The sequence below is a fragment of the Streptomyces sp. CLCI03 genome (assembly GCF_053615355.1).
This window is the reverse complement of sequence record NZ_CM132132.1, coordinates 1,525,054-1,549,527: the sequence shown is the minus strand read 5'-3', so window position 1 is coordinate 1,549,527 and position 24,474 is coordinate 1,525,054. Positions and strand designations below refer to the sequence as shown.

Below are 24,474 nucleotides of genomic sequence, written 5' to 3'. Positions count from 1 at the left end.
CCCATGGGCGGCGAAGTGGCGATGAAGACCGGCAGCCGGCTCTCCGACCTCGACTGGCTGCTCAGCGGCCTGGTGCAGCGCGTGCCGTACACGCGAAGCGCCGTACTCCTCACCGCCGACGGGCTCGTGACCTGCGTGCACGGACTCGACGCCGACAGCGCCGACCACCTGGCCGCCCTCGCCTCGGGGCTGTACTCCCTGGGCCGCAGCGCCGGCTCCCGCTTCGCGGACGGCGCCGAGGTCCGGCAGGTCGTGGTCGAACTCGACACGGCGCTCGTCTTCGTCTCCGCGGCCGGGTCCGGCACCTGCCTGGCCGTCCTCGCCGATCGGGAGGCCGACGCCGGGGTGCTCGGCTACGAGATGGCGATGCTGGTCAAGAGCGTGCGTCCGTACCTCGCGGCCTCGCCGCGGCGGCCCGTCGCCGACGTGGAGCGATGAGGTCCCGCGGGACGGGGGCGTACGCGAAGGGGCGGGACACACCATGGCTCGACGACTCGGCGGGCCGCGTGATGCGCCCGTACACCGCCAGCGGGGGACGGACCCGGCCGGGCTTCACGCTCGACCTGCTCTCGCTGGTGACCGCGACCGGGGTGCGCCCGCACGTCCCGCTCGGGGCGGAGCACACGCTGGCGCTCCGGATGTGTGCGGGCGCCGCCGGCGTCACCGTCGCCGAGGTGGCCGGGCAACTGCGGCTGCCGGCGGTCGTGGTGAAGGTGCTGCTCTCCGACCTGATGGAACACGGGGCCGTCATGGCGCGGGCTCCGCGGTTCCCGGGCGGCGGCTCGTTCGCCGCCGACGACCGGTCCCTGCTCCTGGCGGTGCTCGATGGCCTGCGTAGACGACTGTGACGCCCCCGCGCCGGCCCCGGCCGCCGGGGCTCCGCCCGCGACCTTGAAGATCCTGGTCGCGGGCGGGTTCGGGGCGGGCAAGACCACCTTCGTCGGGGCGGTGAGCGAGATCGAACCGCTGAGCACGGAGGAACTCCTCAGCGGGGTCGGAGCCGGCTGCGATCCGCTGCACGGCGTCGAGGAGAAGACCACGACGACCGTCGCGCTCGACTTCGGCCGGATCACCCTGGACGAGCGCCATGTGCTCTACCTCTTCGGCACCCCGGGACAGCACCGCTTCTGGTTCCTCTGGGAGGAGCTGTGCGCGGGCGCGCTCGGGGCGGTGGTGCTCGCCGACACCCGCCGCCTGGCCGACTGCTTCCCCGCCGTGGACTTCTTCGAGCGGCGCGGGATCGGCTTCATCGTCGCCGTCAACGAGTTCGACGGCGGTCACCGCTACGGGCCCGACGAGGTCCGCGAGGCGGTGGGGCTCGGGCCCGAGGTGCCCGTCGTACGGTGCGACGCGCGCCTCGCGAGCTCCGGGACGGGGGCGCTGGCCGCCCTCGTCCGCCATCTGTTGTGCATGTCCGCAATCAGCTCTTCGTCCTCGGAGTCGGGGGAACCGCCATGACGTACTACGAATCGAACGGACATCTGCTGCTCACGCCGGTGGACCGGGAAGCACCCGCGCGCGCCGTCCGGCTGCGCGAGCTGGGTCTGGGCGAGCGTACGGACGCCGAGCTGGACGCCTTCGCGCGGCGCGTCGCCGACGCGCTCGGCGCACCGTACGCGGGGGTCAACTTCGTCGGCGAGGAACGCCAGTTCTTCGCCGGGCTGCATCATGGCGCCGAGGCTCCGGCGAGCGGCTACCCGGCGCGGGTGCTGGCCCGGGACCACGGCTACTGCCCGCACGTGGTGGTGCGGCGGAGGGCGCTGGTCCTGGAGGACGTACGGGACTTCGCGCGCTTCGCGGGCAACGCGGTGGTCGACGAGAGCGGGGTGCGCTCGTACGTGGGCGCTCCGTTGACGGACCGACGCGGCATCGTCCTGGGCACGGTGTGCGCGGTGGACGTGGTGCCCCGGCGCTGGGGGACGGAGGGACTCGCCACGGTGAAGGCGCTGGCGGCGGAGCTGGTGGCGCTGGTGCACGAGCGGGAGGACCGGGCACAGGCCGCGGGGGAGGACCGGCGGGGGTGAGCGGGACGGTCGGTGGCGGGCGCTACGGTCGCCGGACAAGGGTTCACCGGCTGCTGGAGAAGGAGTCTCGGGGATGGCCACGACCGCGCAGGACGTCCGCCTGATCGCACTGTCCCTCCCGGACAGCACGGAGAAGCCCGCCTGGGGCATGCCGACCTTCCGGGTGGGCGGGAAGATCTTCGTCTCGCTGGCCGACGACGACACCTCGATCGGCGTGAAGTGCCCCAAGGAGGAGCGGGCGGAGCTGATCGCGGCGGAGCCCGAGAAGTTCTTCCTGCGCGCCGGACACGACGACAACTACGCCTGGATCCGGGTGCGGCTCGCGGCGCTGCGGAGCGCGGAGGAGTTGCGCTCCATCCTGATCGACTCCTGGCTCCAGGCGGCCCCGAAACGTCTGATCGCCGCGCATCCGGAACTGACCGGCCGCACCGGCTGAGCGGCCGGAACCGTGGTCGACGCAGAGCCGGGAGCGGAAAGGTGCGCGCGACCACCCCATGAAGTGCGGTATCGTTCTCCTGCGCGTTCAACCAGGGGAAAGCCCAGGTCAGCGCGCATCGGGACGTGGCGCAGCTTGGTAGCGCACTTGACTGGGGGTCAAGGGGTCGCAGGTTCAAATCCTGTCGTCCCGACTGTGCTTCACGCACGTCGGAGGTCGTTCTCTCATCCATGGGGGAGCGGCCTTTCGTGCGTTCCGGGGCGTGGGGGAGTCGCGTGTCCGTGCGGCCGCCACGCCGCCGCGGCAGGATGGCCCCGGGGCTACGTCTTCCGGAGAGGTACGGGCCGATGTGGGTGACCGGCGAGGCGTACGAGCCGTATGTGGGGCGCTGGAGCCGCGTGGTGGCACGCCGCTTCGTTCGCCTGCTGGATGCGGCTCCCGGGGGCAGCTGGCGCGACATCGGGTGCGGCACGGGTGCGGTGACACGGGCCGTGCTGGATCTGGCCGAACCGGAGACCGTCGTCGGCATCGATCCGTCCGCCGGCTACGTGCGGTACGCGCGGAGGAACATCACCGACGCGCGGGCGACCTTCGTCCTGGCCGACGCCGTGAAGCTGCCCTTCGCCGACGCCACGGCATCGGTCGCCGTCAGCGGGCTCGTGCTGAACTTCGTACCGGACGCACCCCGGGCGGCGGCCGAGATGGCCCGGGCGGTCCGACCCGGGGGTCTGGTCGCGGCGTACCTCTGGGACTTCGAGGAAGGCGGCATGGAGGCCATCCGTGCCTTCTGGGACGCCGCGACCGCCCTGGACCCGGCCGCCCGGGACCTGGACGAGGCCGTCAGGTTTCCGCTGTGCGGGCGGGCGCCGCTGCGGGAGCTGCTGGTCGGGGCGGGGCTGGAGGACGTGGAGGTGGACGCGATCGTCGTGCCCACCCGGTTCTCGGGCTTCGACGACTACTGGCAGCCGTTCCTGGGCGGGCAGGGGCCGGCGCCCGCCTACGTGGCCTCCCTGCCCGAGGCGCGTCGCGCGGAGCTGCGCGAGCGGTTGCGGTCGGCACTGCCCCGGGCCGCGGACGGCTCGATCCCGCTGCGTGCGCGGGCCTGGGCCGCACGGGGCCGGCGCGCGGCGTGACCGAGGGGCCGCTCCGGAGCGATCCGAAGCGGCCCCTCGACCTGGTGCGCCCCGCCGGGACGCTCCGCGGCCCGGGTCGTGACGACCCGGGTCAGACGGTCGTGCCCGCGTCGGCCTCCCGTTGCATGCCCGCGCACAGCGCCCAGACGACGAACAGGTTGACGGCGATCAGGATCACGGACCACCACGGGTAGTACGGGAGCCACAGGAAGTTGGCGATCGCGCCGAGGCCGGCGATGGCCACGCCCAGGAAGCGCGCCCAGAGGGCTCCGGTGAACACCGCGCAGCCGGCGAGGACGAGGGCGATGCCCACGATCAGATGGACCCAGCCCCAGCCCGTCAGGCTGAACTCGAACACGTAGTGCCGCGTCACGACGAACAGGTCGTCCCTGGCGAGGGCCGCGATCCCCTCAAGGATCGCCATGGCGCCCGCGAAGACCATCAGGGCGCCCGCGGCGATGGTCGTACCCGATGTGGGCGCATGCCAGGCGCTGGGCGGCGACGAGCTGGTCCGGGGGCTGCTGGCGTCACTGGCCATGTCGGTCTCCTCGGTGGCAGAGCCGCTCCGGCGCACCGGAGTCGGAGTTCCCCCGATTCAGCGTGGCACGGTCACCCTCCGTCGGCACGTGGAGCCGCGACCGGACGCGTGCGCCGCGGGCCGCCGCCGAGGGGCCGAGCCCCGGGGGCCCGGCTAGCCTGGGAGTGCGGTACTCCAGCGCGATCGGAGGGCCGGAGCGATGACCCGTGCCGACTGGCTGCTGGGACCCGGTGAACGGGGCAACCCGGCGACGCGCCTGGACCGGCGCCGCCCGGACGGGGCGGCCTGGTCCCGGGGGAACCACGTACGCGCCCTGGTCCACGGAGCCGTGTACTTCGCGGAGCTCCTGGAAGCCGTCCGCGCGATGGGCCCCGGCGACCTGCTGTTGTTCACCGACTGGCGCGGCGACCCCGACGAGCGACTCGACGGACCCGGGACCGAGATCGGCTCGGTCCTGTGTCGGGCGGCCGAGCGCGGCGTCGTCGTCAAGGGCCTGCTGTGGCGTTCGCACCTGGACGGTCTTCACTTCAGCCAAGAGGAGAACCGCCGCTTCGGCAAGGAGCTGGCCCGGGCCGGCGGGGAGTGCCTGCTCGACATGCGCGTCCGGCCGGGCGGCTCCCACCACCAGAAACTCGTGGTGCTGCGCCATCGCGGTCGCCCGGAGCTGGACGTGGCCTACGTCGGCGGGATCGACCTGTGTCGCAACCGCAACGACGACGCCTCGCACCGCGGCGACCGCCGGTCGCTGCCCTTGGCCGCCGCCTACGGCCCGCACCCGCCCTGGCACGACGTCCAGCTCGCCCTGCGCGGGCCGGTCGTGGGCGACGTCGAGGCCGTCTTCCGTGAACGGTGGGAGGATCCGGCTCCGCTCAGCCGCAGCCCGCTCACCCGCCTGCGGGAGCTGGCGCACCGCGAGGACGTCAGCGCGGACCCGCTGCCGGAGCAGACACCCGATCCGCAGGTCTGCGGCGCGCACACCGTCCAGCTGCTGCGGACCTACCCGAACCGGCTGCTGCGCGGCTACCCCTTCGCCCCCGACGGGGAGCGCAGCATCGCGCGGGGGTACACCAAGGCACTACGACGGGCCCGGGCACTGATCTACCTGGAGGACCAGTACCTGTGGTCCCCCCGGGTGGTGGAGTCCTTCGCCCGGGCGCTGACCCGGCACGCGGGGCTGCGGCTGATCGGGGTCGTGCCCAGCGTCCCGGAGCAGGCCGGCCGGCTCACGCTGCCCATGAACCTGATCGGACGGATCAAGGCCCTGGACGCGCTGCGCCGGGCCGGCGGCGACCGGGTCGCGGTGTACGGGCTGGAGAACGCGGCCGGAACCCCGATCTACGTCCACGCCAAGGTGTGTGTGATCGACGACGTGTGGGCCTCGGTCGGCTCGGACAACATCAACCTCCGCTCCTGGACGCACGATTCCGAGCTGGGCTGCGCCGTCCACGACGAGTGTCCGGACCCGCGGGCGCCGGCCGACCCGGGAGGTCTCGGGGACGGGGCGCGGGCCTTCGCCCGGGAGCTGCGCCTGGAGCTCATGAGCGAACACGTCGAGGCCGGGGCGGCGGCGGACGAGCTGTGCGACCCGGTGGCGGCCTTCGACGCCTTCGCCGAGAGCGCGGCCGTCCTGGACGCGTGGCACGCGGGCGGCCGCCGAGGTCCCCGCCCGCCCGGCCGACTGCGCCGCTACGTCCCGCCGGACCTGGCCGTGACGCGGCGGATGCTCGCGGCACCCCTGCACCACGTGCTGGTCGACCCGGACGGCCGCCCGCTCGGCATGAGGCTCCGCCGCCGGTTCTGAGACGCCTGCTCACGGCAAACCATTGCAAAAACGTACGAACTCATGTCACATAGTGCCCGTTCCCGGCGCGGTGGGTACCGCTTGAGTGACCAAAATGGCGGCGGGTTAGCATATGAGCACCGCCTAGCTCGAAAGATAATCCTGTGACTGTCAATGAGGACTCGTTCACCAGCTGGAAGAACCGCGAGGAGATCGCGGAGTCGATGATCCCGATCATCGGGAAGCTGCACCGGGAGCGGGACGTCACGATCCTGCTCCACAGCCGCTCCCTGGTGAACAAGTCGGTGGTCAGCATCCTCAAGACCCACCGCTTCGCCCGGCAGATAGCCGGTGAGGAGCTCTCGGTCACCGAGACGCTGCCGTTCCTGCAGGTGCTCACCACGCTCGATCTCGGCCCGTCCCAGATCGACATCGGCATGCTCGCCGCGGAGTACAAGAGCGACGACCGCGGCCTGTCCGTGGCCGAGTTCACCGCCGAGGCCGTCGCCGGTGCCACCGGCGCCAACAAGCTCGAGCGCGGCGAAGGCCGCGACGTCGTCCTGTACGGCTTCGGCCGCATCGGCCGCCTCGTCGCCCGCCTGCTGATCGAGAAGGCCGGCTCCGGCAACGGCCTGCGCCTGCGCGCCGTCGTCGTCCGCGGGGGCGGCGAGGCCGACCTGGTCAAGCGCGCCTCGCTGCTGCGCCGCGACTCGATCCACGGCCAGTTCCAGGGCACGATCACCGTCGACGAGGCGAACAGCACGATCATCGCCAACGGCAACGCCATCAAGGTGATCTACGCGAACGACCCGTCCGAGGTGGACTACACCGAGTACGGCATCAAGGACGCCATCCTCATCGACAACACGGGCAAGTGGCGCGACCGCGAGGGTCTGTCCAAGCACCTGCGCCCCGGCATCGACAAGGTCGTGCTGACGGCTCCGGGCAAGGGCGACGTCCCGAACATCGTGCACGGCGTCAACCACGACACCATCAAGCCGGACGAGCAGATCCTGTCCTGCGCCTCCTGCACCACCAACGCGATCGTCCCGCCCCTCAAGGCCATGGACGACGAGTACGGTGTCCTGCGCGGTCACGTCGAGACCGTCCACTCGTTCACGAACGACCAGAACCTGCTGGACAACTACCACAAGGCCGACCGTCGTGGCCGTTCCGCGCCGCTCAACATGGTCATCACCGAGACCGGTGCCGCCTCGGCCGTCGCCAAGGCGCTCCCCGACCTGAAGGCGCCGATCACCGGCAGCTCGATCCGCGTCCCCGTCCCGGACGTCTCGATCGCCATCCTGAGCCTGCGCCTGGGCCGTGAGACCACCCGCGACGAGGTCCTCGACTACCTCCGCGACGTCTCGCTGCACTCGCCGCTCAAGCGCCAGATCGACTTCACCACGGCTCCCGACGCGGTCTCCATGGACTTCGTCGGTTCGCGCCACTCCTCGATCGTCGACGCGGGCGCCACCAAGGTCGACGGCGACAACGCGATCCTCTACCTCTGGTACGACAACGAGTTCGGCTACTCCTGCCAGGTCATCCGTGTGGTCCAGCACGTGTCCGGCGTCGAGTACCCGACCTACCCGGTTCCGGCGGTCTGATCCGTCAGAACGCTCGCCGTCCGACCGGCCGCTTCGACAGGCGGGGTGACGGTGGGAGGGCGATCGATGCCGACACGCATCGGTCGCCCCGCCCGCCGTCCCCCGCCTGTCGTGCGTCCCGGCCCGGTCCGCACGACGCCACGAGAGGGACCGTCCCCGGGGGCGGTCCCGTCCACCGCCGCCGACGCGGTACGAGCCTCACGCCGGGGCCCGCGCCGGTCGCCGCAGCAGGTAACCGGCCGCGGCCACGACCAGTACGGCCATGCAGGCGATGAACACCAGCCCGGCGCCCTCCAGACCGATCGGGCCCACCAGCAACCCCACCCCGATCACGGGCAGCGAGATGCCCGTGTAGGCCACCACGAACAGCATCGAGATCACCGCCGCCCGACGGTCCGGCGGCGAGGCCGCGGCCACCGCGGCCAGGGCCCCGCGGAACGCCAGGCCCTGCCCGACCCCGCCCACGACGGCGCTCGCCACCACCAGCGCCAGCAGGTCCCACCACAGGGCGCCCGCGAGCAGCGCCAGCCCGGCGAGCAGCCCGGCGCAGCCGAGCGGCAGCGACCGGCCCACCCCGATCCGGCCGACCGCCAGTTGCCCGGCGGTCGAGGCGAAGAAGGCCAGCGCGACGATCAGCCCGGTCACCGCGTGGTTGTGCACGTCCAGGGACTCGGCGAGGAACGCGGGACTGACCGAGGTGAACACCCCGAACAGCGCGAAGCCGACGAAGGAGGCGATCGCCGCGGGCGCGAACACGGACCGCACCTGCGGGGGCAGGCCGGGCCGCTGCGGTCGCACGGTGCTCAGCGGCCGCCGGTCCCGCACGGTCTCGGGGAGCCGTGCCAGGACGGCGGCCGAGACGACCACCAGCGCGAGGTGCACGACGAACGGCAGGTACAGCGGCCAGGCGGCGTACTGCGCGAGCACGCCGGCGAGCAGCGGGCCGCAGCCCAGCCCGCCCATGTTGGCGGCCGTCGCCACGAAGGTGGCCCGTGAGGTGCCGCCCTTGGGGGCCAGTTCCATGACGTAGGCCGTGGCGGCCCCGGTGAACAGTCCGGCGGACAGTCCCGACAGCAGCCGGCCGGCGTACAGCCAGCCCATGCCCGTGGCGCACAGGAAGCAGACCGCGCTGGCGGCCGAGAACGCCAGGCCGGCCAGCAGCACGGGCCGTCTTCCGACGGAGTCCGAGGCGTTGCCCGCCAGCAGCAGTACGCCGATCACCCCGAAGGCGTACACGGCGTACACGACGGTCACCATCAGCTCGGAGAAACCGAACTTGTCCTGGTAGAGCCCGTACAGGGGGGTGGGCAGCGTGGTGCCCGCCATGCACACGGCGAACACCGCCCCGCCGAGCAGGCACTGGCGCCACCGCCGGCGATCACCGTCCATGCCGCCGACGGTAACCCCGCCGTCGCGGCTCGGCACGGCGGCGACCGGGCCGTCGGTCAGGGGCGGCCCGCGTGGAGTTCCAGCGGCCCGGCGCCCGTGGCACGGGCGGTCAGGCAGGCGGTGATCTGGCGGCGCAGGGCGGGTTTGACCAGGCCGGGGAGCTCCGCGGGGGTGACGGTGCGCCACTGGAGCAGCTCGGTCGGGTCCAGTCGGATGCGGGCGAGGACGGAGTCGTCGAGGACACCGCCGTCGTAGAGGAAGCGGATACGGGCCGGACGGCCGCTCTTGTGGGCCCAGTTCACGGCGAGCAGCCGGCCCGGGGCGAGGTCCAGGCCCAGCTCCTCGTGGACCTCCCGCCGGGCGGCGGCGCGCGGGATCTCGCCGAGGTCGCTGTCGATGCCGCCGCCCGGCAGGTTCCAGCGGTCGGACCGGCCGTACGCGGGCTGCACCAGCAGGATCCGGCCGTCGGAGCCGGTGAACAGCACGCTCGCCGCGGTCACCGCCTTGGGGCGGCCGGCCCGGTGGTCGGCCGGGGCGAGGGTGCCCGAATGCTCCAGGGCGATGCGCCGAGCCGGGTCCAGTCCGGCGGGGGAGCCGGGCTGGGGCACCCCGTCGACGAGGTGGGCGAAGGAACCGGCGTGCAGGGCGGCCAGCGCGGCGCGCAGCCGGGGCGCGACAGGGGCGGGCAGCAGTGCACAGGCCGCCTCCGGCGGGAGCCAGCGCGCTTCGGTGCCCTCCCCGTCGGGGACGGAGATCGCCGCCACCTCCGCGGGCGGGAGCGGGCCGACGAGATGGACGTGCACGATCAGGGAGCGGCCGGTCGGGCCGGGCGGCCGGGAGTCCACCGCCAGCAGCCGGGCGGCCGGACGGACGAGGCCCAGATCCTGACGCAGCGTGCGGGCCAGCCCTTCCTCCGGGGTCTCGGCGCCCTCGACCGCACCGCCCGGAAGCTCCGGCTCCGACCGGCCGGGGGTGGTCAGTACGAGGACCCGCCCGCGCGTGTCCAGGACGACCCCGGCGGCGGCCACGAGCGGGGAGGGACGGTCGGGCACGGCGGGCTCCTGAGGATCGGGTCGGCGGCGCGAGCTCCATGCCCCGGCCGCGGTGGATGCCCGGCGCCGACGTGCGGGCTCAGGCGCGGGCCAGCAGCAGGCCGCCCATGGTGACCATGGTCGCAGCGACGAGGCCGTCCAGGACCCGCCAGGCGGCCGGACGGGCGAGCAGACCGCTGAGCAGCCGGGCCCCGTAGCCCAGACCGGCGAACCAGGTCAGGCTGGCCAGCACGGCCCCGATGGCGAAGGCCCAGCGCAGGTCCCCGCGGCCGGCGGCGACGGAACCGAGGAGCAGCACGGTGTCCAGGTAGACGTGCGGGTTGAGCCAGGTCATGGCCAGGGCGGTCAGTACGGCCCGGCGGGCGGACCCGGTCGTCGCGCCCTCCGTGGTGAGGGCGGCGTCCGGGGAGGGCCGCAGCACCCGGCGGGCGGCGAGGACTCCGTAGCAGATCAGGAACCCGCCTCCGGCCAGGGCGACCACCGTCAGGGCGGCCGGCCAGGCGGTGACGAAGGCGCCGACGCCGGCGACGCCGAGGGCGATGAGGACCGCGTCGGAGACGGCGCAGACGGCGACCACGGCGAGGACCGCGTGACGGCGCGCGCCTTGGCGGAGGACGAAGGCGTTCTGCGCGCCGATGGCGACGATGAGGGAGAGTCCGCTGCCGAAGCCGGCCAGGGCGGCGCTGGTGATGCCGTAGTTCATGACAGCGACGGTAGGCAGCGAGATCGGTTCAGTACAGCTAAAGATTTTTACGTACCATTAGCGCTTGTGATGGATGAGCTTCCGCTGGACCAGGTACGCACGCTGCTCGCCGTGGTGGACGAGGGCACCTTCGACGCGGCGGCGGCCGCCCTCCACGTGACCCCCTCCGCGGTCAGCCAACGGGTCAAGGCGCTGGAGCAGCGGACCGGGCGGGTGCTGCTGATGCGGACGAAGCCGGTGCGGGCGACCGAATCCGGGGAGGTGGTGGTCCGCTTCGCCCGGCAGCTGGCCCGCCTGGAGCGCGACGCGCGCGCCGAGCTGGGGATGGCCGACGGGATGGGCCCGGTGCGCCTGCCGATCGCGGTGAACGCGGACTCCCTCGCCACCTGGTTCCTGCCCGCGCTGGCGCGGGTGCCGCAGGATCCGCCGGTCTGCCTCGAACTCCACCGCGAGGACGAGTCGCACACGACCGCGCTGCTGCGGGAGGGGCAGGTGATGGCGGCGGTGACCTCCTCGCCCGATCCGGTGGCCGGCTGCAGCGTACGGATGCTGGGGCTGGCCAGGTACCTGCCGGTGGCGAGTCCCGCGTTCGCGGCCCGGTACCTGACGGGGGAGCCGGAGCGGGACCTACGGGAGGCGCCGACGATCGTCTTCGACCGGAAGGACGACCTCCAGGACGCCTTCGTCCGCGGGCTGACGGGGGACCCGGCGAGCGGGGCGGGGCCGGTACGACACCACATCCCGACATCGGAGGGGTTCCGCGACGCGGTGGTCGCGGGGCTGGGGTGGGGGCTGGTGCCGGAGCAGCAGTCGAGACCGCTGGTGCGGGCGGGGCAGTTGGTGTTGTTGGAGCCGCTGCGGCCGATGGACGTACCCCTGTACTGGCAGCAGTGGAGGCTGGACTCGCCCGCCCTGTCGACGGTCGCGGAGGTGATCGCGACGGCGGCCCGGGAATCGCTGCGCAACCCCCCGGCCTGAACCGGATCGACAAGGCCCGGTCCTACCGGGCCCGATCCGAGATGATCGACAGGACACCCCCTAAGCTGCGGACATGGAGTCCTACACGATCGGCCAGGCCGCCCGGCTGCTCGGCGTCAGCGTCGACACGGCCCGGCGTTGGGCGGATGCCGAACGCTTCCCCACCCACCGCGAGGGCACCCGGCGGATGGTGGACGGCCCCGACCTCGCCGCCTTCTGCGTCGAGGCCGCGCAGGAGGGTGCCGAGGGCGAGGAGGCCCCGTACACCTCGGCCCGCAACGCCTTCCCCGGCATCGTCACCGGGGTGAAGCTGGGTACCGTCGACGCGCAGGTGGAGATCCAGGCCGGGCCGCACCGGATCGTTTCGCTGCTGACGCGTGAGGCGGTGGAGGAGCTCGGGCTGGAGGTGGGCGCGCGGGCCACGGCGCGCGTGAAGTCGACGAGCGTGTTCATCGACCGGGTCTGATACGGGCGGCCGGGTCCCCCCCCCCGGGCCGGTGAGCCCGGACGCAGGCGTTCCGGCGGCGATGGCAGACTGGCCGCTGATCCGCCGAAGGGGAGTACGCCGTTGTCCATGTTCAGCAACCTGCGCCGGGTCGTGCGGCGCAGCTACCGGCGGGCCGTCGACCTCAGCCATCCGGCCCGCTCCCCGCTCGGCAGCGCGGTGGTCAACTGCATCGTCTACCGCGACGGGGTGCGGCAGGAGGACTGCGCCGAGGTCGAGGAGGCACTGCGCCGGGTCCGTAAGACGGGTGACGGCTTCGTCTGGATCGGTCTGCACGAACCGTCGAGGTCGGAGCTGGCCGGGCTGGCCGAGCTGTTCGGCCTGCACCCCCTCGCCGTCGAGGACGCGGTGAACGCGCACCAGCGTCCCAAGGTGGAGCGCTACGACGACACGTTGTTCTCCGTCTTCAAGACCGTGCGGTACGTGGAACACGAGGAGCTGACCGCGACCAGCGAGGTGGTGGAGACCGGTGAGCTGATGGCCTTCACCGGCCAGGACTTCATCATCACCATCCGGCACGGCGGCCGCGGCACGCTGGGCCCGGTCCGTGAGGAGCTGGAGGCCGCCCCGGACCAACTGGCCATCGGCCCCGCGGCCGTTCTGCACGCCATGGCCGACCATGTGGTCGACGACTACGTGGCCGTGACGGACGCGGTGCAGAACGACATCGACGCCGTGGAGACGGCGGTGTTCAGCGAGGCCGGTGGCCGCGGCGACGCGGGGCGGATCTACCAGCTCAAGCGCGAACTCCTGGAGCTCCGGCGGGCGGTGGCGCCGCTCGGCCGCCCGCTCCAGCAGTTGGCGACGCAGCCGATACCGGTCATCCCGCCGGAGACCCGAGCGTACTTCCGGAACGTGGCGGACCACCTGATCCGGGCGACGGAACAGATCGGCGCCTACGACAACCTCCTCGACTCCATCCTGCAGGCCCACTTGGCGCAGGTGACCGTCGCCCAGAACGAGGACATGCGCAAGATCACGGCATGGGCGGCGATCGTCGCCGTGCCGACGATGGTCTGCGGGGTGTACGGCATGAACTTCGACCACATGCCCGAACTGCACTGGACCTACGGCTATCCGCTGGTCCTCGGCGTCATGGCGCTCGCCTGCTTCGTCATCCACCGGGGGTTCAGGCGGAACGGCTGGCTCTGACCGGACGCGGCCGTTCCCTGGGGAGCGCCCGGGTATTGAGCTGCCGTCAGCTCTGGTAGTAAAGTTTCCTAACGAAGCTGGGACGCCTCAACTACCAGATGGAGGCCTTGTGTTCACCCCTCGCCGCAAGATGCTGGCGATCGGTGCGTTGCTCGGCAGCGCACTGATCGCCGTCCCTGTCGCAGCCCATGCCACCACGGCCCCCGCCCCCGTGGCGGAGACCGCCGTGGCGGCAGCCGTAGGACTCGACGATCCGGCGAAGAAGGAGATCGCCATGAAGATCGTCTCCAGTGCGGAGAACTCCTCGCTGGACTGGAAGGCGCAGTACAAGTACATCGAGGACATAGACGACGGCCGCGGATACACGGCCGGCATCATCGGATTCTGTTCCGGCACCGGCGACATGCTCGACCTCGTCGAGTACTACACGCAGATCAAGCCGGGCAACGTCCTCGCCAAGTACCTGCCCGCCCTGCGCAAGGTCGACGGCAGCGACTCGCACGCAGGCCTCGACCCGAACTTCACCAAGGACTGGGCGAAGGCGGCCCAGGACGCCGACTTCAGGAAGGCCCAGGACCACGAGCGCGACCGGGTCTACTTCAACCCCTCCGTGAACCAGGGCAAGGCCGACGGGGTCGGCGTGCTGGGGCAGTTCATCTACTACGACGCCATCGTCATGCACGGCGACGGCGGCGACTCCACGAGCTTCCGCAACATCCGCAAGCGCGCACTGTCCAAGGCCAAGCCCCCGTCCCAGGGCGGCAACGAGACCGTTTACCTGAACGCCTTCCTCGACGCCCGGGTCTGGGCGATGAAGCAGGAGGAGGCGCACAGCGACACCAGCCGGGTCGACACCGCGCAGCGGGTCTTCCTGAAGAAGGGGAACCTGAACCTCAACACGCCGCTCGACTGGAAGGTCTACGGGGACTCCTTCCACATCGGCTGACGGTGCGCCCGGAGCCGGGGCGGGAGTCCTCCTCCCCGCCCCGGCCCGCGGTGTCGCGGGGCGATAACGATGTGGGTAACGATCAGAGCAGTGGCGGGGGCGTCAAGTGGGCCTCGTGTGCGGACGTTTCGGACGTTCGGGGACATGGCGCTGCGGTTGTGTCCCGAAGTCGTAACTCCGGTGCCGGAAATCGGGCGGTCCAGCCGATTTGGCCTCCCCATAAGTGGCTTGACCGCGACGTAAGGGGGGCATAAGTTCTGCCCCGGCTTGCTCCACCAGGACGGGCCGAACCAACCGTCCTCTGGGGGGACCCTCATGAACCACTACCTTGACGTTCTGAAGAAGTACGCCGTCTTCTCCGGCCGCGCGCGCCGCCAGGAGTACTGGATGTTCTTCCTCTTCAACCTGGCCGCTGTGATCGTCCTGTCGATCCTCGACGGCGTGCTGGGCACCTCCCCGATCCTGTACGCCCTCTACGTGGTCGCGGTCTTCCTGCCGAACCTGGGCGTCACCATCCGCCGTCTGCACGACACCGGCAAGTCCGGCTGGTGGATCCTCATCGGTGCCGTCCCGCTCGTCGGCTTCATCTGGATCATCGTCCTCCTGGCCACCGCCGGTCAGCAGCAGCAGAACCAGTACGGCCCGGACCCGAAGGCCTACGGCGTCTGATCTGCCGTACGGCCTGATCAAGGCCCGAATGCCTGAGCGTCGCCCCCGGCCGGGAACAGCCGGGGGCGGCGCTCTCGGCATTTCCGGGGGCGGTCGGGCGCCGCGTGACGTGCGTCTCGCGGACTGGCGGCCGGAGGCTGTGCTGACCGGCCCGATCACGAGATATCTTGATGTCGAGCAATGTTGCAGACGAGAGACGCAGACTGTGGAGCGGAGCATCCGGTGACTGACTCGACCATCATCTACACGCACACTGACGAGGCCCCGGCCCTCGCGACGTATTCCTTCCTGCCTGTGATCCAGGCGTACGCGTCGACGGCCGGTGTGAATGTCGAGACCCGTGACATCTCCCTGGCCGGTCGGATCATCGCCGTCTTCCCGGAGTACCTCCAGGAGAGCCAGCGGATCGCCGACGCCCTCGCCGAGCTCGGCGAGCTGGCGAAGACCCCGGAAGCCAACATCATCAAGCTTCCGAACATCTCGGCCTCGATCCCGCAGCTCAAGGCCGCGGTCGCCGAGCTCCAGGGCCAGGGCTACGCACTCCCGGACTACCCGGACGACCCGAAGACCGACGAGGAGCGCGACATCCGCGCCCGCTACGACAAGGTCAAGGGCAGCGCCGTCAACCCGGTCCTGCGCGAGGGCAACTCCGACCGCCGCGCCCCCGCCTCGGTCAAGAACTACGCCAAGACGCACCCGCACCGCATGGGCGCCTGGACCACCGAGTCGAAGACGAACGTCGCCACGATGGGCGAGAACGACTTCCGCTCCACGGAGAAGTCCACCGTCATCGCCGAGGCCGGCACCCTGCGCATCGAGCACGTCGCCGCCGACGGCGCCACCACCGTGCTGCGCGAGTCCGTACCGGTCCTCGCCGGTGAGGTCGTGGACGCGTCCGTCCTGCACGTCGACGCGCTGCGCACCTTCCTGAACGACCAGATCGAGCGTGCCAAGGCCGAGGGCGTGCTGTTCTCCGTGCACCTCAAGGCCACGATGATGAAGGTCTCCGACCCGATCATCTTCGGCCACGTGGTCCGCGCCTTCCTGCCGAAGACCTTCGCCCGCTACGGCGAGACCCTGGCCGCCGCCGGTCTGTCGCCCAACGACGGCCTCGGCGCCATCCTGAACGGCCTGGGCGCGCTGTCCGACGGCGACGCGATCAAGGCCTCGATCGACGCCGAGATCGCCGAGGGCCCGGCCCTCGCGATGGTCGACTCCGACAAGGGCATCACCAACCTGCACGTGCCGTCCGACGTCATCGTCGACGCCTCGATGCCGGCCATGATCCGCACCTCCGGCCACATGTGGGGCCCGGACGGCGCCGAGGCCGACACCCTCGCCGTCCTCCCGGACAGCAGCTACGCCGGCGTCTACCAGGTCGTCGTCGACGACTGCCGCACCCACGGCGCCTTCGACCCGTCCACCATGGGCTCGGTCCCCAACGTCGGTCTCATGGCCCAGAAGGCCGAGGAGTACGGCAGCCACGACAAGACCTTCGAGATCGCCACCGCGGGCACCGTCCGCCTGGTCGACGCCGCGGGCAACACGGTCCTGGAGCAGGAGGTCGCCGCCGGTGACATCTTCCGCGCCTGCCAGACCAAGGACCTCCCCATCCAGGACTGGGTCAAGCTCGCCGTCACCCGCGCCCGCGCGACCGGCGTCCCGGCCGTCTTCTGGCTGGACGAGAACCGCGCCCACGACGCGCAGCTGATCGCCAAGGTCAAGACGTACCTCGCCGAGCACGACACCGAGGGCCTGACCATCAAGATCCTCTCCCCGGTCGAGGCCACCGCCTTCTCCCTGGAGCGCATCCGCCGCGGCGAGGACACCATCTCGGTGACCGGCAACGTGCTGCGTGACTACCTGACCGACCTCTTCCCCATCCTGGAGCTGGGCACCAGCGCCAAGATGCTGTCGGTCGTCCCGCTGATGAACGGCGGCGGCCTCTTCGAGACGGGCGCCGGCGGCTCCGCCCCGAAGCACGTCCAGCAGCTCGTCAAGGAGAACTACCTGCGCTGGGACAGCCTGGGCGAGTTCTTCGCGCTGGCCGCCAGCTTCGAGCACCTCGCGACCACCACCGGCAACGCCCGCGCCCAGGTGCTGGCCGACACCCTGGACCGCGCGACCGGCACCTTCCTCAACGAGGACAAGTCGCCGAGCCGCAAGCTGGGCGGCATCGACAACCGCGGCAGCCACTTCTACCTCGCCACCTACTGGGCGCAGGAGCTGGCCAAGCAGACCGACGACGCCGAGCTGGCCAAGGCCTTCGAGCCGGTCGCCAAGGCGCTGTCGGAGCAGGAGGAGACCATCGTCGCCGAGCTCGTCGCGGTGCAGGGCTCCCCGGCCGAGATCGGCGGCTACTACCAGCCCGACGCCACGAAGGCCGCGGCGATCATGCGCCCGTCCGCGACCCTCAACGAGGCGCTCGCCCTCCTGGGCTGATGCCGACAGCCGTACCCACGCGTCGTCCGTGACGACGTGATCCGCTCCGCCCCGGCCGGCCCCGTGCCCGGCCGGGGCGGAGCCGTGTCCGGGGCCCTCGGGGACCGGGCCGCCAGGGGACTCCTGGCCGCGGAGGGGGCCCTGCGCTAGCGTTCGGGGTCGGTGGCCCCGGGGGCTTCACCGAAACGCTCTGGGGGTTCTGTGGCACGCCGTTCCGACACGTCCTGCGCCGGTCCCGGATGCGCCGGGCTCCTGCTCGTGCTGTTCGTCCTGCCCACCGTGGGCTATCTGCTGGCGGTGCCCCTGGCGCTGCCGGACCTGCTGGCCGAGCAGTCACCCCCGCAGCAGCTGCGGGGCTTCGGCCAGTACCTCGTCGTCTACGCGATCCCGACCGTCGTGGCCCTGCTGCTGGCCGTGTTCGCCTCGCGCCGCCGGTCCGGTGCCCGGTGGCTGGTCCCGGCCCGCGCCCTCGCCCTGCTCGCGCTCGTCGCCGCGGCGCTGTGGTGGACGGAGGGCCAGGTCGGGGACCATCCGGTGTGGAACGTCCGGGCGACGGCCGAGAGCTCGGCCGCCGGTCTGGTGGCGCTCGCCTTCGTCGTGGCGGTCCGCCGGTGGGACGCCACCCGTGGCGGCCCGCGCGTCGCCGTCGGCACCCACCGGCCCGCACCGGGGGAGATCTGGCTGGCCATGGTGCCGCTGCGCGAGGACCCGGCGCGGCAGCTGCGCCACTACTGCGTGGTGCTGGCCGTCCATCCCGGCCACGCGGAGGTCGCCCAGATCACCACCAAGGACAAGGACGGGCGCGCCGACCACATCCGGATCCCCAACGACGGCTGGGACCGGGCCTCCGGGCGCGCCCACTGGGTGGAGTTCGGCCGGACGCCGCGTCTGGTCGACTACGGCATGTTCCTCAAGTCCCGCCCGCAGGGGCGCTGCCCGGCCCCGGTGTGGCGACAGCTCAGCCGGCAGCTGGGCTGATGTCGGCGGCCACCCGGAAGCCGATGTGCCCGGCGGAGCCCGCCGGGCCGCAGCTCGTCGCCCCACGGGTAGCGCTTCTGCTCCGGCCCGCCGCGCGCCGCGAACTCCCACTCCGGCTCCGTGGGCAGCCGGGTCCCCGCCCAGGCGCAGTACGCCTGGGCGGCTCCATGGCGGCGCTGTGCCGCGCACGTGACGGGAGTTCGGTCCGGCGGATCAGAGCTGGTGGATCCGCTCCTGCTCGAAGGCCAGCGGGGACCGCCCGGCCGCCAGGATCCGCAGCCCCGGTGCCACGGTCAGTAGATTCCGTAGCCAGGCCAGGGCGTCCGGGCCGAGTTGCTCGGCGCCGTCCAGGACGAGCAGCATGTCCCGTTCGGCCAGCCACGAGGCGGTGTTCGCCGTCCCTCGGGCCGGTACGGGCATGCCGGGTACGGAGCCCAGCTCGGCCGTCAGCTCCCGGACCCCGTAGCCGCCGTGCCGGGGGTTCATGGCGACGACGGCCACCCCGTCGTAGAAGTTGGACGAGATCCGCCGTGCGATCTCCCGCACCAGCAGGCTCCGCGGTTCGCGGAAGGCCCCCGCCACGGTCAGCACGCGCCCCCGCCGGACGGCGGTGAGCAGCCGGGACATTTCGGCGGACGTCGCCGGTAGCGTTCCGGATAAGCCTGTTTCCTTCATCGACCCGGCTTCCCCCATGGCCCCGGATTTCCCCATCGGCACGATGCCCCCACTGCATGCGTGACCACGTGCGGCACGAGGGTTTTTTCGAGCCGCGTGACGACGATTATGCGCCACTTGCGCCGTAAGGCTAGGGGAATGTCGCATTCCGAAGGACCGGTTCGCTGCGGCCCAGGTGGGGACTTCGTACGGGCCGCCGGACGGGCGGCGTAGTTCCCGTGGTCCGTGTGACGTACGCACCTGAACCCCACGCCCTGGGAACGGTTGTCCGGAAGCCGGGATTGGGCTCTACTGCTGTGCAGCCCCCCAGTCGGGGCATATTCGCGGGAGGGACCAGAATGACAGCGGACCGGCGAACGGACCGGCGAGCACGGCATCGTGCGGGCGCACGGGCACAGGGCGCGGGTCGGGCGGCCGGACCCGTCTCGCACCGGCGCCGACCGGCCTTCCGGGGCCGCAGGCCGCTGCTCGCCACGCTGCTCTCCGCCTTCTTCCTGGTCGGTGTCTGCGCGGCCACCGGAATCGCCTGGGACCCGAGCGACGCGGCTTCCGTGCGGGGGGCCGCGGCCCCCGGCGACCTCCCGGTGGCCACCGGGAACGGCGGCTCGCCCGGCCCGTCCGGCGAGGCCACCCCGTCACCCGTCGCGCCGGCGGCGCCGACCAAGGGCGCGGCCGCCAAGGGCAACCCCGAGAACGCGGTGGACTCCGGGGCCGAACGCCCCACCGGCGCACTGCCCTTCGACATGCCGGCGCCGGCCGCCCTGCGCTCGGGCGGAGCGGGCAAGAAGCTGGTGTTCGCCCACTACTTCACCCCCTACCCGCTCTCCCTCGACAACGCGGCTGCCGACCGGGACTACTACACCCGCAACTACCTGAACCCCGACGGCGAGAGCGGGAAGCACGGCCGCTACGGCGGCCTGCTGCGCGACCGGCCGCTGCCCGTGACCCCCAAGGGCGGCGACTGGGAGTACGCCAACCTCCAGCAGGAGGTGCGCACGGCCCGCGCGGCCGGCATCGACGGCTTCACCCTCGACCTGCTCTCCCTCTCCGGCAAGAACTGGGACCGCAGCAACCTGCTGATGGCGGCGGCCCGTTCGGTGGACCCGGCCTTCAAGATCATGCTGATGCCGGACATGACCTCCCTGAAGACCGACGACCCCCGCGTGCTCGCCGAGGCGATCGCCACCCTCGCCGACGCCTCCGCCGCGCACCGGCTCCCCGACGGCCGCCTCGTGGTCTCCCCCTTCAAGGCCGAGGAGAAGAGCGTCGCCTGGTGGACCGAGGTCATCGCCGTCCTGAAGTCCGAGCACGGCATCCGCACCGCCTTCGTGCCGCTCTTCCTCGACTTCGGCGCCCACAGCGACGAGTTCGCCTCGATCAGCCACGGCTTCTCCGAGTGGGGCAGCCGTAGCTACGTCGGCCAGGAGAGCTCCACGCGCGACGTCCGGCGGGCCCACGACATGGGCAAGATCTGGATGCAGCCGGTGTCGGTCCAGGACGCGCGCCCCAACCAGGGCATCTACGACGAGGCGGGCAACACCGCGACCCTGCGCGCCACCTGGACGCGCGCCATCGAGGACGGCGCGGACTGGGTGCAGCTCACCACCTGGAACGACTACTCGGAGGGCAGCCAGTTCGCGCCCTCCCTGCACAACGGCCACGCGTACCTGGACCTGACCTCGTACTACCTCACCAAGTTCAAGACGGGCAGCTGGCCGAAGATCGTCCGGGACACCCTCTACCTCTCCGCGCGCACGCAGTTCGCGGACGCCGACCCGACGGGCGACCAGTCGCTGGTGATGTCGCTCCGCAAGGGGAGCGCCCCGCCCCGGGACAAGGTGGAGGTGCTCAGCTTCCTCACCGGGGCCGGCTCCGTCCGTACGACCGTCGGCGCCGCGCAGGGCAGTTACGAGGCTCCCGGGGGGATCCACGCGCAGCTGCTGCCGCTGAAGGCCGGCACCAGCTCGGCGCAGGTCGTCCGGGACGGGAAGGGCGGGGTGAAGGTCGACCTGCCGTACCGGGTGGACCACAAGGTGGAGGTGCAGGACCTCCAGTACTACGCGGCGACCAGCGGCCGGGAATCGTAGGCCCGCCGCCCGCCAGCTGCCAGCTGCCACCCCGGGCGGGCCCGTCCGGCGGTCAGGCGCTCGGCGGGGCGAACTCCGGCTGGTCGAGCAGGCGCAGCCAGCTGCCGTCCGGCTGCCGGCGGACGACCTGCGCACGGGCGCCGGAGCCGTCCTTCGGCGGGGTCGAGGTCAGCGCGATGTCACCGCTGACCAGCGTCGGCAGCGGCGCCTCCGGCTCGAAGACGGGGCGGTGGGCCAGCACCTTCTCCCACAGGGCCGAGATCGCCTCGCGGCCCACCGTCAACTCCCCGGGCGGGTACGCCAGCACCGCGTCCTCCTCGTAGAGCGCGGCGACCCCGGCCGCGTCGCCGGCGTTCGAACGCTCGACGAACAGGCGGGTGATGTCCTCGGGCCGCATCGCCTTCTCGTACACGACTACCTCCGTGGGATGGGTACGTCCGCTGCGCTTCGTCCCTCCAGCCTGATCTTCCGGTGACCAGAAGTCCAACAGATGGATCTTCTGGTCACTAGAATCCTCAGTCATGGAACTGAGGCAGCTCGCCTACTTCGTCGCCGTCGCCGAGGAACAGAACTTCACCCGGGCGGCCGAACGGGTGCACATCAGCCAGTCCGGGGTCAGCGCCCAGATCCGCCAACTGGAACGGGACCTCGGCGCCGAGCTGTTCGACCGCTCGGCCCGCACCGCGACCCTCACCGCCGCCGGGGCGGCCGCCCTCGCGCCCGCCCGGGCCGCGCTCGCCGCCGCCGCGGCGGTGGGCCAGGCCGTGGGGGACGTGGCCGGCGTGATCCGGGGCCGGATCACGGTCGGCATGGTCGTCGACTGCACCGTCACCCCGCTCTTCGACGCCCTCGCCGCCTTCCACCGGGCCCACCCCGGTGTGGAGATCGCCCTGCTGGAGGACAACTCCGACCGGCTCGTCCAAGCGGTCCGCGCCGGCACGGTCGACGTGGCCCTCATCGGGACCGCGACCGCCGCCCCGGCCGGACTGGAAGCCCTCACCCTCGTCAGCGAGCGGCTCGTCGTCGCCGTCCCGCCCGATCACCCGCTGGCCCACCGGCCCCGGGTCACCCTGCGCGACCTCACCGACCACCCGGTCATCTGCATGCCCACCGGCACCGGCCTGCGCACCGTCTTCGACCAGGCCTGCGCCGCACAGGGGCTCCACCCGGTGATCGCCCTGCAGGCGGGGGCCGCGGACGCCATGGCCGACCTCGCCACGCGCGGCCTCGGCGTCGCCGTCCTCAGCGAGTCCATGGCCGAGAGCTACCGCGACCGCCTCGCGGCCCGCGTCGTCGACGACGTCGACATCCCCGCCCTGCTCTGCCTGGTCTGGCGCGCCGCGCACGGCCCCGCCGTGCGCGAGCTGCTCGCCCACACGCGCCGAGCCTTCGGCGACGGCCGTGGTCTACCGGAGCCCGCGGCCGCGGGAGATGATCCGAGGGACAGTCGAGCAGCAATCCCGGAGGCGCAGTGACCGAGCCGATACGACCCGCCGGGTCCGCCCAGGAGTTCCCCGGCGGGCCCGCCCTGTTCCGCCTCGACCCCCGCGTCGCCCATCTCAACCACGGCTCCTTCGGCGCGGTCCCCGTCCCCGTCCAGGAGACACAGGCCGCGCTCCGCGCCGAGGCCCACGCCGACCCCGACGCCTTCTTCGTCTCCGTCGCCGACCGCCTCGCCGAAGCCCGTACCCGGATCGCCGCCCACCTGGGCGCCGACCCCGACGGGATCGCCTTCGTCGCCAACGCCACCGAAGGCGCCAACCTCGCCCTGGACGCCGTCCCGCTCACCGACGGCGACGAGATCCTGGTCACCGATCACGGCTACGGCACCGTCGTCGCGGCCGCCGCCCGCCGCGCCCCCCTCACCACCGTCGCCCTCGATCCCCACCTGCCCGACGAGGACGCCGTACGGGAGACCGTGCTGGCCGCGCTGACCCCCCGTACGCGGGTGGCCGTACTCGACCAGGTCAGCTCGCCCACCGCCCGGATCATCGCCTCCCCCCGGCTCCTCGCGGACCTGCGCGCCCGCGGGGTCACCACCGTCGTCGACGGGGCCCACGCCCTCGGCATGCTCGCCGACCCGCTCGCGGGCGGCGCCGACTTCTGGTTCGGCAACCTCCACAAATGGGGCTACGCGCCCTCCGGCAGCGCCGTCCTGGCCGTCGCCCCGCAGCACCGCCACCGGATCAGGGCCCTCGTACCGTCCTGGGAGGACCCGCACGGCTTCCCGCGGTCCGTCGAGAACCGCGCCACCGCCGACTACACCGGCTGGCTCGCCGCCCCCGACGGGCTCGACCTCCTCGAACGCCTCGACGCGGCCAAGGTCCGGGCCCACAACAGCACGCTGGCGGCCCACGGCGCGGCCCTGCTCGCCGAGCTGCCCGGGCTCACCCCGCTCCCGCACGGCGAAGCCCTCGCCATGCGCACCCTGCGGCTGCCGCCCGGGGTCGCCGAGACCCCGGACCGGGCCAGGGAGCTGCGCGAGCGGATCGCGGCCGAGCACGGCATCCGGGTGCTGATCTGGCCCTGGCCGGGCGGCGGCGGCATCCGCGTCTGCGGCCAGATCTACAACCGCCCCGAGGAGTACGAACGCCTCGCCGCCGTCCTCCCGTCCTCCCTCAGGCGCGCCTGAGCAGGTACGTGTCCATGATCCAGCCCTTGCGGGCGCGGGCCTCGGTGCGCAGTTCCTCGATGCGCCCGGCTACCTCCGCGAGCTTGCCCTGCACCAGGATCTCGTCCGGGGTACCGACGTAGGCCCCCCAGTAGATGAAGAGGTCCTGGTCCAGGTGGGCGGTGAAGGCGTGCCGCGCGTCCAGCATCACCACCACGTCGTCCACCTCCTGGGGCCAGCCCTCCGCGAGCCTGCGCCCGGTGGTGATCTGGACCGGACGCCCGACCCGGTTCAAGGTGGTCCGGTGCCGCGCCAGCAACGCCGAGATGCTGCTGATCCCGGGCACGACCTCGTGCTCGAAGGCCACCCGGCCGCGCTCCAGCACCTCGTCGAGGATCGCGAGCGTGGAGTCGTAGAGGGAGGGATCGCCCCAGACCAGGAACGCCCCGGTCTCCCCGTCCGCCAGATCCTCCGCGACGAAGCGCTCGAAGAGCTCGGCCCGCGCACTGCGCCAGCCGTCCACCGTCGGGGTGTAGTCGGCGGGCGTCCGGTCCCGGTCCGGGTCGCGGCCCTCCACCAACCGGTGGCCGGGACGGGCGTGCGCGTCGAGCATCGCCCGCCGCAGCCCGGTCAGATCCGCCTTCTCCTCGCCCTTCTCCAGGATGAGGAATGCGTCCGCCGCGCCGATCGCCCTGACCGCCTGGAGGGTCAGATGGTCCGGGTCGCCCGCGCCTATGCCGATCACTGAGAACTTCTTCACCGGGCT

The 24,474-nt window shown here is 72.3% G+C and carries 25 protein-coding genes, 1 tRNA gene and 1 pseudogene; 19 read left to right on the top strand and 8 right to left on the bottom strand.

The annotated features are described in order from the left end of the window. The first annotated feature begins 3 nt into the window (after positions 1–3). From ACWG52_RS07105 to ACWG52_RS07075, 7 genes are all read left to right on the top strand, one after another. Positions 4–438: a roadblock/LC7 domain-containing protein gene (locus ACWG52_RS07105; protein WP_202505849.1), complete on the top strand. Its 435-nt coding sequence runs from the start codon at positions 4–6 to the stop codon at positions 436–438. Beyond that, complete coding sequence (locus ACWG52_RS07100; protein WP_051763219.1) at positions 435–848, top strand: DUF742 domain-containing protein; 414 nt, start codon at positions 435–437, stop codon at positions 846–848. Before ACWG52_RS07105 ends, ACWG52_RS07100 begins: the two co-directional genes overlap by 4 nt. Next, the gene (locus ACWG52_RS07095) at positions 826–1,458 is read left to right on the top strand and encodes a GTP-binding protein (RefSeq protein WP_389813578.1); all 633 of its coding nucleotides are present in this window, start codon (positions 826–828) and stop codon (positions 1,456–1,458) included. The genes ACWG52_RS07100 and ACWG52_RS07095 overlap by 23 nt, the downstream gene beginning before the upstream one ends. Then, on the top strand, positions 1,455–2,024 hold the full coding sequence (locus ACWG52_RS07090; protein WP_389813581.1) for a GAF domain-containing protein: 570 nt from the start codon (positions 1,455–1,457) through the stop codon (positions 2,022–2,024). The genes ACWG52_RS07095 and ACWG52_RS07090 overlap by 4 nt, the downstream gene beginning before the upstream one ends. A 73-nt stretch (positions 2,025–2,097) precedes the next feature. Continuing rightward, positions 2,098–2,460 carry an MmcQ/YjbR family DNA-binding protein gene (locus ACWG52_RS07085; protein ID WP_389813584.1) on the top strand — a complete coding sequence of 121 codons (363 nt, stop codon included), beginning with the start codon at positions 2,098–2,100 and terminating at the stop codon, positions 2,458–2,460. 119 nt (positions 2,461–2,579) lie between these two features. After that, positions 2,580–2,653: transfer RNA gene (locus tag ACWG52_RS07080), tRNA-Pro, on the top strand. A 154-nt stretch (positions 2,654–2,807) separates the two neighbouring features. Next, on the top strand, positions 2,808–3,593 hold the full coding sequence (locus tag ACWG52_RS07075) for a class I SAM-dependent methyltransferase (protein WP_389813587.1): 786 nt from the start codon (positions 2,808–2,810) through the stop codon (positions 3,591–3,593). A 91-nt stretch (positions 3,594–3,684) separates the two neighbouring features. Here ACWG52_RS07075 and ACWG52_RS07070 read toward each other — a convergent pair whose 3' ends face one another. Then, a complete protein-coding gene (locus ACWG52_RS07070) occupies positions 3,685–4,131 on the bottom strand; it encodes a DUF7144 family membrane protein (protein ID WP_453128205.1) in 447 nt (148 codons plus the stop codon). A 199-nt stretch (positions 4,132–4,330) separates the two neighbouring features. Between ACWG52_RS07070 and ACWG52_RS07065 the strand changes: the two genes are divergently transcribed. Then, positions 4,331–5,932: a phospholipase D-like domain-containing protein gene (locus ACWG52_RS07065; RefSeq protein WP_390136817.1), complete on the top strand. Its 1,602-nt coding sequence runs from the start codon at positions 4,331–4,333 to the stop codon at positions 5,930–5,932. 143 nt (positions 5,933–6,075) lie between these two features. Next, entirely contained in the window at positions 6,076–7,521 is a 1,446-nt protein-coding gene (locus tag ACWG52_RS07060) for a glyceraldehyde-3-phosphate dehydrogenase (protein WP_033219914.1), read from the top strand. 198 nt (positions 7,522–7,719) lie between these two features. Here ACWG52_RS07060 and ACWG52_RS07055 read toward each other — a convergent pair whose 3' ends face one another. The 3 genes from ACWG52_RS07055 to ACWG52_RS07045 form a co-directional block, all read right to left on the bottom strand. Beyond that, positions 7,720–8,910, bottom strand: a complete 1,191-nt coding sequence (locus ACWG52_RS07055; RefSeq protein WP_389813597.1) for an MFS transporter — start codon at positions 8,908–8,910, stop codon at positions 7,720–7,722. A 56-nt stretch (positions 8,911–8,966) separates the two neighbouring features. Beyond that, a complete protein-coding gene (locus tag ACWG52_RS07050) occupies positions 8,967–9,962 on the bottom strand; it encodes an NUDIX hydrolase (RefSeq protein ID WP_389813600.1) in 996 nt (331 codons plus the stop codon). 79 nt (positions 9,963–10,041) lie between these two features. Continuing rightward, the gene (locus ACWG52_RS07045; RefSeq protein ID WP_389813603.1) at positions 10,042–10,665 is read right to left on the bottom strand and encodes a LysE/ArgO family amino acid transporter; all 624 of its coding nucleotides are present in this window, start codon (positions 10,663–10,665) and stop codon (positions 10,042–10,044) included. A gap of 69 nt (positions 10,666–10,734) precedes the next feature. On the opposite strand from ACWG52_RS07045, the gene ACWG52_RS07040 reads away from it, so the two are divergent. From ACWG52_RS07040 to ACWG52_RS07010, 7 genes are all read left to right on the top strand, one after another. Beyond that, positions 10,735–11,643 carry a LysR family transcriptional regulator ArgP gene (locus ACWG52_RS07040; RefSeq protein ID WP_389813607.1) on the top strand — a complete coding sequence of 303 codons (909 nt, stop codon included), beginning with the start codon at positions 10,735–10,737 and terminating at the stop codon, positions 11,641–11,643. Between the two features lie 73 nt (positions 11,644–11,716). Then, positions 11,717–12,109, top strand: a complete 393-nt coding sequence (locus ACWG52_RS07035; protein WP_030009938.1) for a TOBE domain-containing protein — start codon at positions 11,717–11,719, stop codon at positions 12,107–12,109. Between the two features lie 108 nt (positions 12,110–12,217). Then, entirely contained in the window at positions 12,218–13,300 is a 1,083-nt protein-coding gene (gene corA / locus ACWG52_RS07030; protein WP_389813610.1) for a magnesium/cobalt transporter CorA, read from the top strand. Positions 13,301–13,430: 130 nt separating this feature from the next. Next, entirely contained in the window at positions 13,431–14,246 is an 816-nt protein-coding gene (locus ACWG52_RS07025; RefSeq protein WP_453129047.1) for a chitosanase, read from the top strand. Between the two features lie 315 nt (positions 14,247–14,561). Then, complete coding sequence (locus ACWG52_RS07020) at positions 14,562–14,915, top strand: DUF805 domain-containing protein (protein WP_389813613.1); 354 nt, start codon at positions 14,562–14,564, stop codon at positions 14,913–14,915. Between the two features lie 222 nt (positions 14,916–15,137). Further along, the gene (locus ACWG52_RS07015) at positions 15,138–17,357 is read left to right on the top strand and encodes an NADP-dependent isocitrate dehydrogenase (protein WP_389813616.1); all 2,220 of its coding nucleotides are present in this window, start codon (positions 15,138–15,140) and stop codon (positions 17,355–17,357) included. A gap of 201 nt (positions 17,358–17,558) precedes the next feature. Next, entirely contained in the window at positions 17,559–18,335 is a 777-nt protein-coding gene (locus tag ACWG52_RS07010; protein ID WP_390168820.1) for a hypothetical protein, read from the top strand. A 38-nt stretch (positions 18,336–18,373) separates the two neighbouring features. Here the strand turns inward: ACWG52_RS07010 and ACWG52_RS07005 are convergent. After that, a pseudogene (locus ACWG52_RS07005) lies at positions 18,374–18,628 on the bottom strand (SUMF1/EgtB/PvdO family nonheme iron enzyme); the annotation flags it as partial. Next, on the bottom strand, positions 18,549–18,962 hold the full coding sequence (locus ACWG52_RS07000; RefSeq protein WP_386235301.1) for a hypothetical protein: 414 nt from the start codon (positions 18,960–18,962) through the stop codon (positions 18,549–18,551). The gene ACWG52_RS07000 and the pseudogene ACWG52_RS07005, both read right to left, overlap by 80 nt. A 386-nt stretch (positions 18,963–19,348) precedes the next feature. On the opposite strand from ACWG52_RS07000, the gene ACWG52_RS06995 reads away from it, so the two are divergent. Beyond that, positions 19,349–21,097 carry a glycoside hydrolase family 71 protein gene (locus ACWG52_RS06995; RefSeq protein WP_390136810.1) on the top strand — a complete coding sequence of 583 codons (1,749 nt, stop codon included), beginning with the start codon at positions 19,349–19,351 and terminating at the stop codon, positions 21,095–21,097. 52 nt (positions 21,098–21,149) lie between these two features. On the opposite strand, the gene ACWG52_RS06990 is transcribed toward ACWG52_RS06995, so the two are convergent. Continuing rightward, positions 21,150–21,494 carry a YybH family protein gene (locus ACWG52_RS06990; protein WP_389813780.1) on the bottom strand — a complete coding sequence of 115 codons (345 nt, stop codon included), beginning with the start codon at positions 21,492–21,494 and terminating at the stop codon, positions 21,150–21,152. 124 nt (positions 21,495–21,618) lie between these two features. On the opposite strand from ACWG52_RS06990, the gene ACWG52_RS06985 reads away from it, so the two are divergent. Both ACWG52_RS06985 and ACWG52_RS06980 read left to right on the top strand, forming a co-directional pair. Beyond that, complete coding sequence (locus ACWG52_RS06985; RefSeq protein WP_453128200.1) at positions 21,619–22,572, top strand: LysR family transcriptional regulator; 954 nt, start codon at positions 21,619–21,621, stop codon at positions 22,570–22,572. Next, positions 22,569–23,729, top strand: coding sequence for an aminotransferase class V-fold PLP-dependent enzyme (locus tag ACWG52_RS06980; protein ID WP_389813629.1), 1,161 nt, complete (start codon positions 22,569–22,571; stop codon positions 23,727–23,729). Before ACWG52_RS06985 ends, ACWG52_RS06980 begins: the two co-directional genes overlap by 4 nt. On the opposite strand, the gene cobF is transcribed toward ACWG52_RS06980, so the two are convergent. Then, positions 23,716–24,468 carry a precorrin-6A synthase (deacetylating) gene (gene cobF, locus ACWG52_RS06975; protein WP_389813632.1) on the bottom strand — a complete coding sequence of 251 codons (753 nt, stop codon included), beginning with the start codon at positions 24,466–24,468 and terminating at the stop codon, positions 23,716–23,718. The genes ACWG52_RS06980 and cobF overlap by 14 nt on opposite strands. Positions 24,469–24,474 lie beyond the last annotated feature (6 nt).

Bases quoted from the DNA above. Each gene is read 5' to 3' on its own strand.
- ACWG52_RS07035 (WP_030009938.1), top strand. From the start codon at position 11,717: ATGGAGTCCTACACGATCGGCCAGGCCGCCCGGCTGCTCGGCGTCAGC.
- ACWG52_RS07055 (WP_389813597.1), bottom strand. From the start codon at position 8,910: ATGGACGGTGATCGCCGGCGGTGGCGCCAGTGCCTGCTCGGCGGGGCG.
- ACWG52_RS07100 (WP_051763219.1), top strand. From the start codon at position 435: ATGAGGTCCCGCGGGACGGGGGCGTACGCGAAGGGGCGGGACACACCA.
- ACWG52_RS07085 (WP_389813584.1), top strand. From the start codon at position 2,098: ATGGCCACGACCGCGCAGGACGTCCGCCTGATCGCACTGTCCCTCCCG.
- ACWG52_RS06995 (WP_390136810.1), top strand. From the start codon at position 19,349: ATGACAGCGGACCGGCGAACGGACCGGCGAGCACGGCATCGTGCGGGC.
- ACWG52_RS07075 (WP_389813587.1), top strand. From the start codon at position 2,808: ATGTGGGTGACCGGCGAGGCGTACGAGCCGTATGTGGGGCGCTGGAGC.
- ACWG52_RS06985 (WP_453128200.1), top strand. From the start codon at position 21,619: ATGGAACTGAGGCAGCTCGCCTACTTCGTCGCCGTCGCCGAGGAACAG.
- ACWG52_RS07020 (WP_389813613.1), top strand. From the start codon at position 14,562: ATGAACCACTACCTTGACGTTCTGAAGAAGTACGCCGTCTTCTCCGGC.
- ACWG52_RS06990 (WP_389813780.1), bottom strand. From the start codon at position 21,494: ATGCGGCCCGAGGACATCACCCGCCTGTTCGTCGAGCGTTCGAACGCC.
- ACWG52_RS07070 (WP_453128205.1), bottom strand. From the start codon at position 4,131: ATGGCCAGTGACGCCAGCAGCCCCCGGACCAGCTCGTCGCCGCCCAGC.
- ACWG52_RS07105 (WP_202505849.1), top strand. From the start codon at position 4: ATGGGCGGCGAAGTGGCGATGAAGACCGGCAGCCGGCTCTCCGACCTC.
- ACWG52_RS07040 (WP_389813607.1), top strand. From the start codon at position 10,735: ATGGATGAGCTTCCGCTGGACCAGGTACGCACGCTGCTCGCCGTGGTG.
- ACWG52_RS07090 (WP_389813581.1), top strand. From the start codon at position 1,455: ATGACGTACTACGAATCGAACGGACATCTGCTGCTCACGCCGGTGGAC.
- ACWG52_RS07000 (WP_386235301.1), bottom strand. From the start codon at position 18,962: ATGTCCCGGCTGCTCACCGCCGTCCGGCGGGGGCGCGTGCTGACCGTG.
- ACWG52_RS07045 (WP_389813603.1), bottom strand. From the start codon at position 10,665: ATGAACTACGGCATCACCAGCGCCGCCCTGGCCGGCTTCGGCAGCGGA.
- ACWG52_RS07095 (WP_389813578.1), top strand. From the start codon at position 826: ATGGCCTGCGTAGACGACTGTGACGCCCCCGCGCCGGCCCCGGCCGCC.
- ACWG52_RS07025 (WP_453129047.1), top strand. From the start codon at position 13,431: ATGCTGGCGATCGGTGCGTTGCTCGGCAGCGCACTGATCGCCGTCCCT.
- corA (WP_389813610.1), top strand. From the start codon at position 12,218: ATGTTCAGCAACCTGCGCCGGGTCGTGCGGCGCAGCTACCGGCGGGCC.
- ACWG52_RS07065 (WP_390136817.1), top strand. From the start codon at position 4,331: ATGACCCGTGCCGACTGGCTGCTGGGACCCGGTGAACGGGGCAACCCG.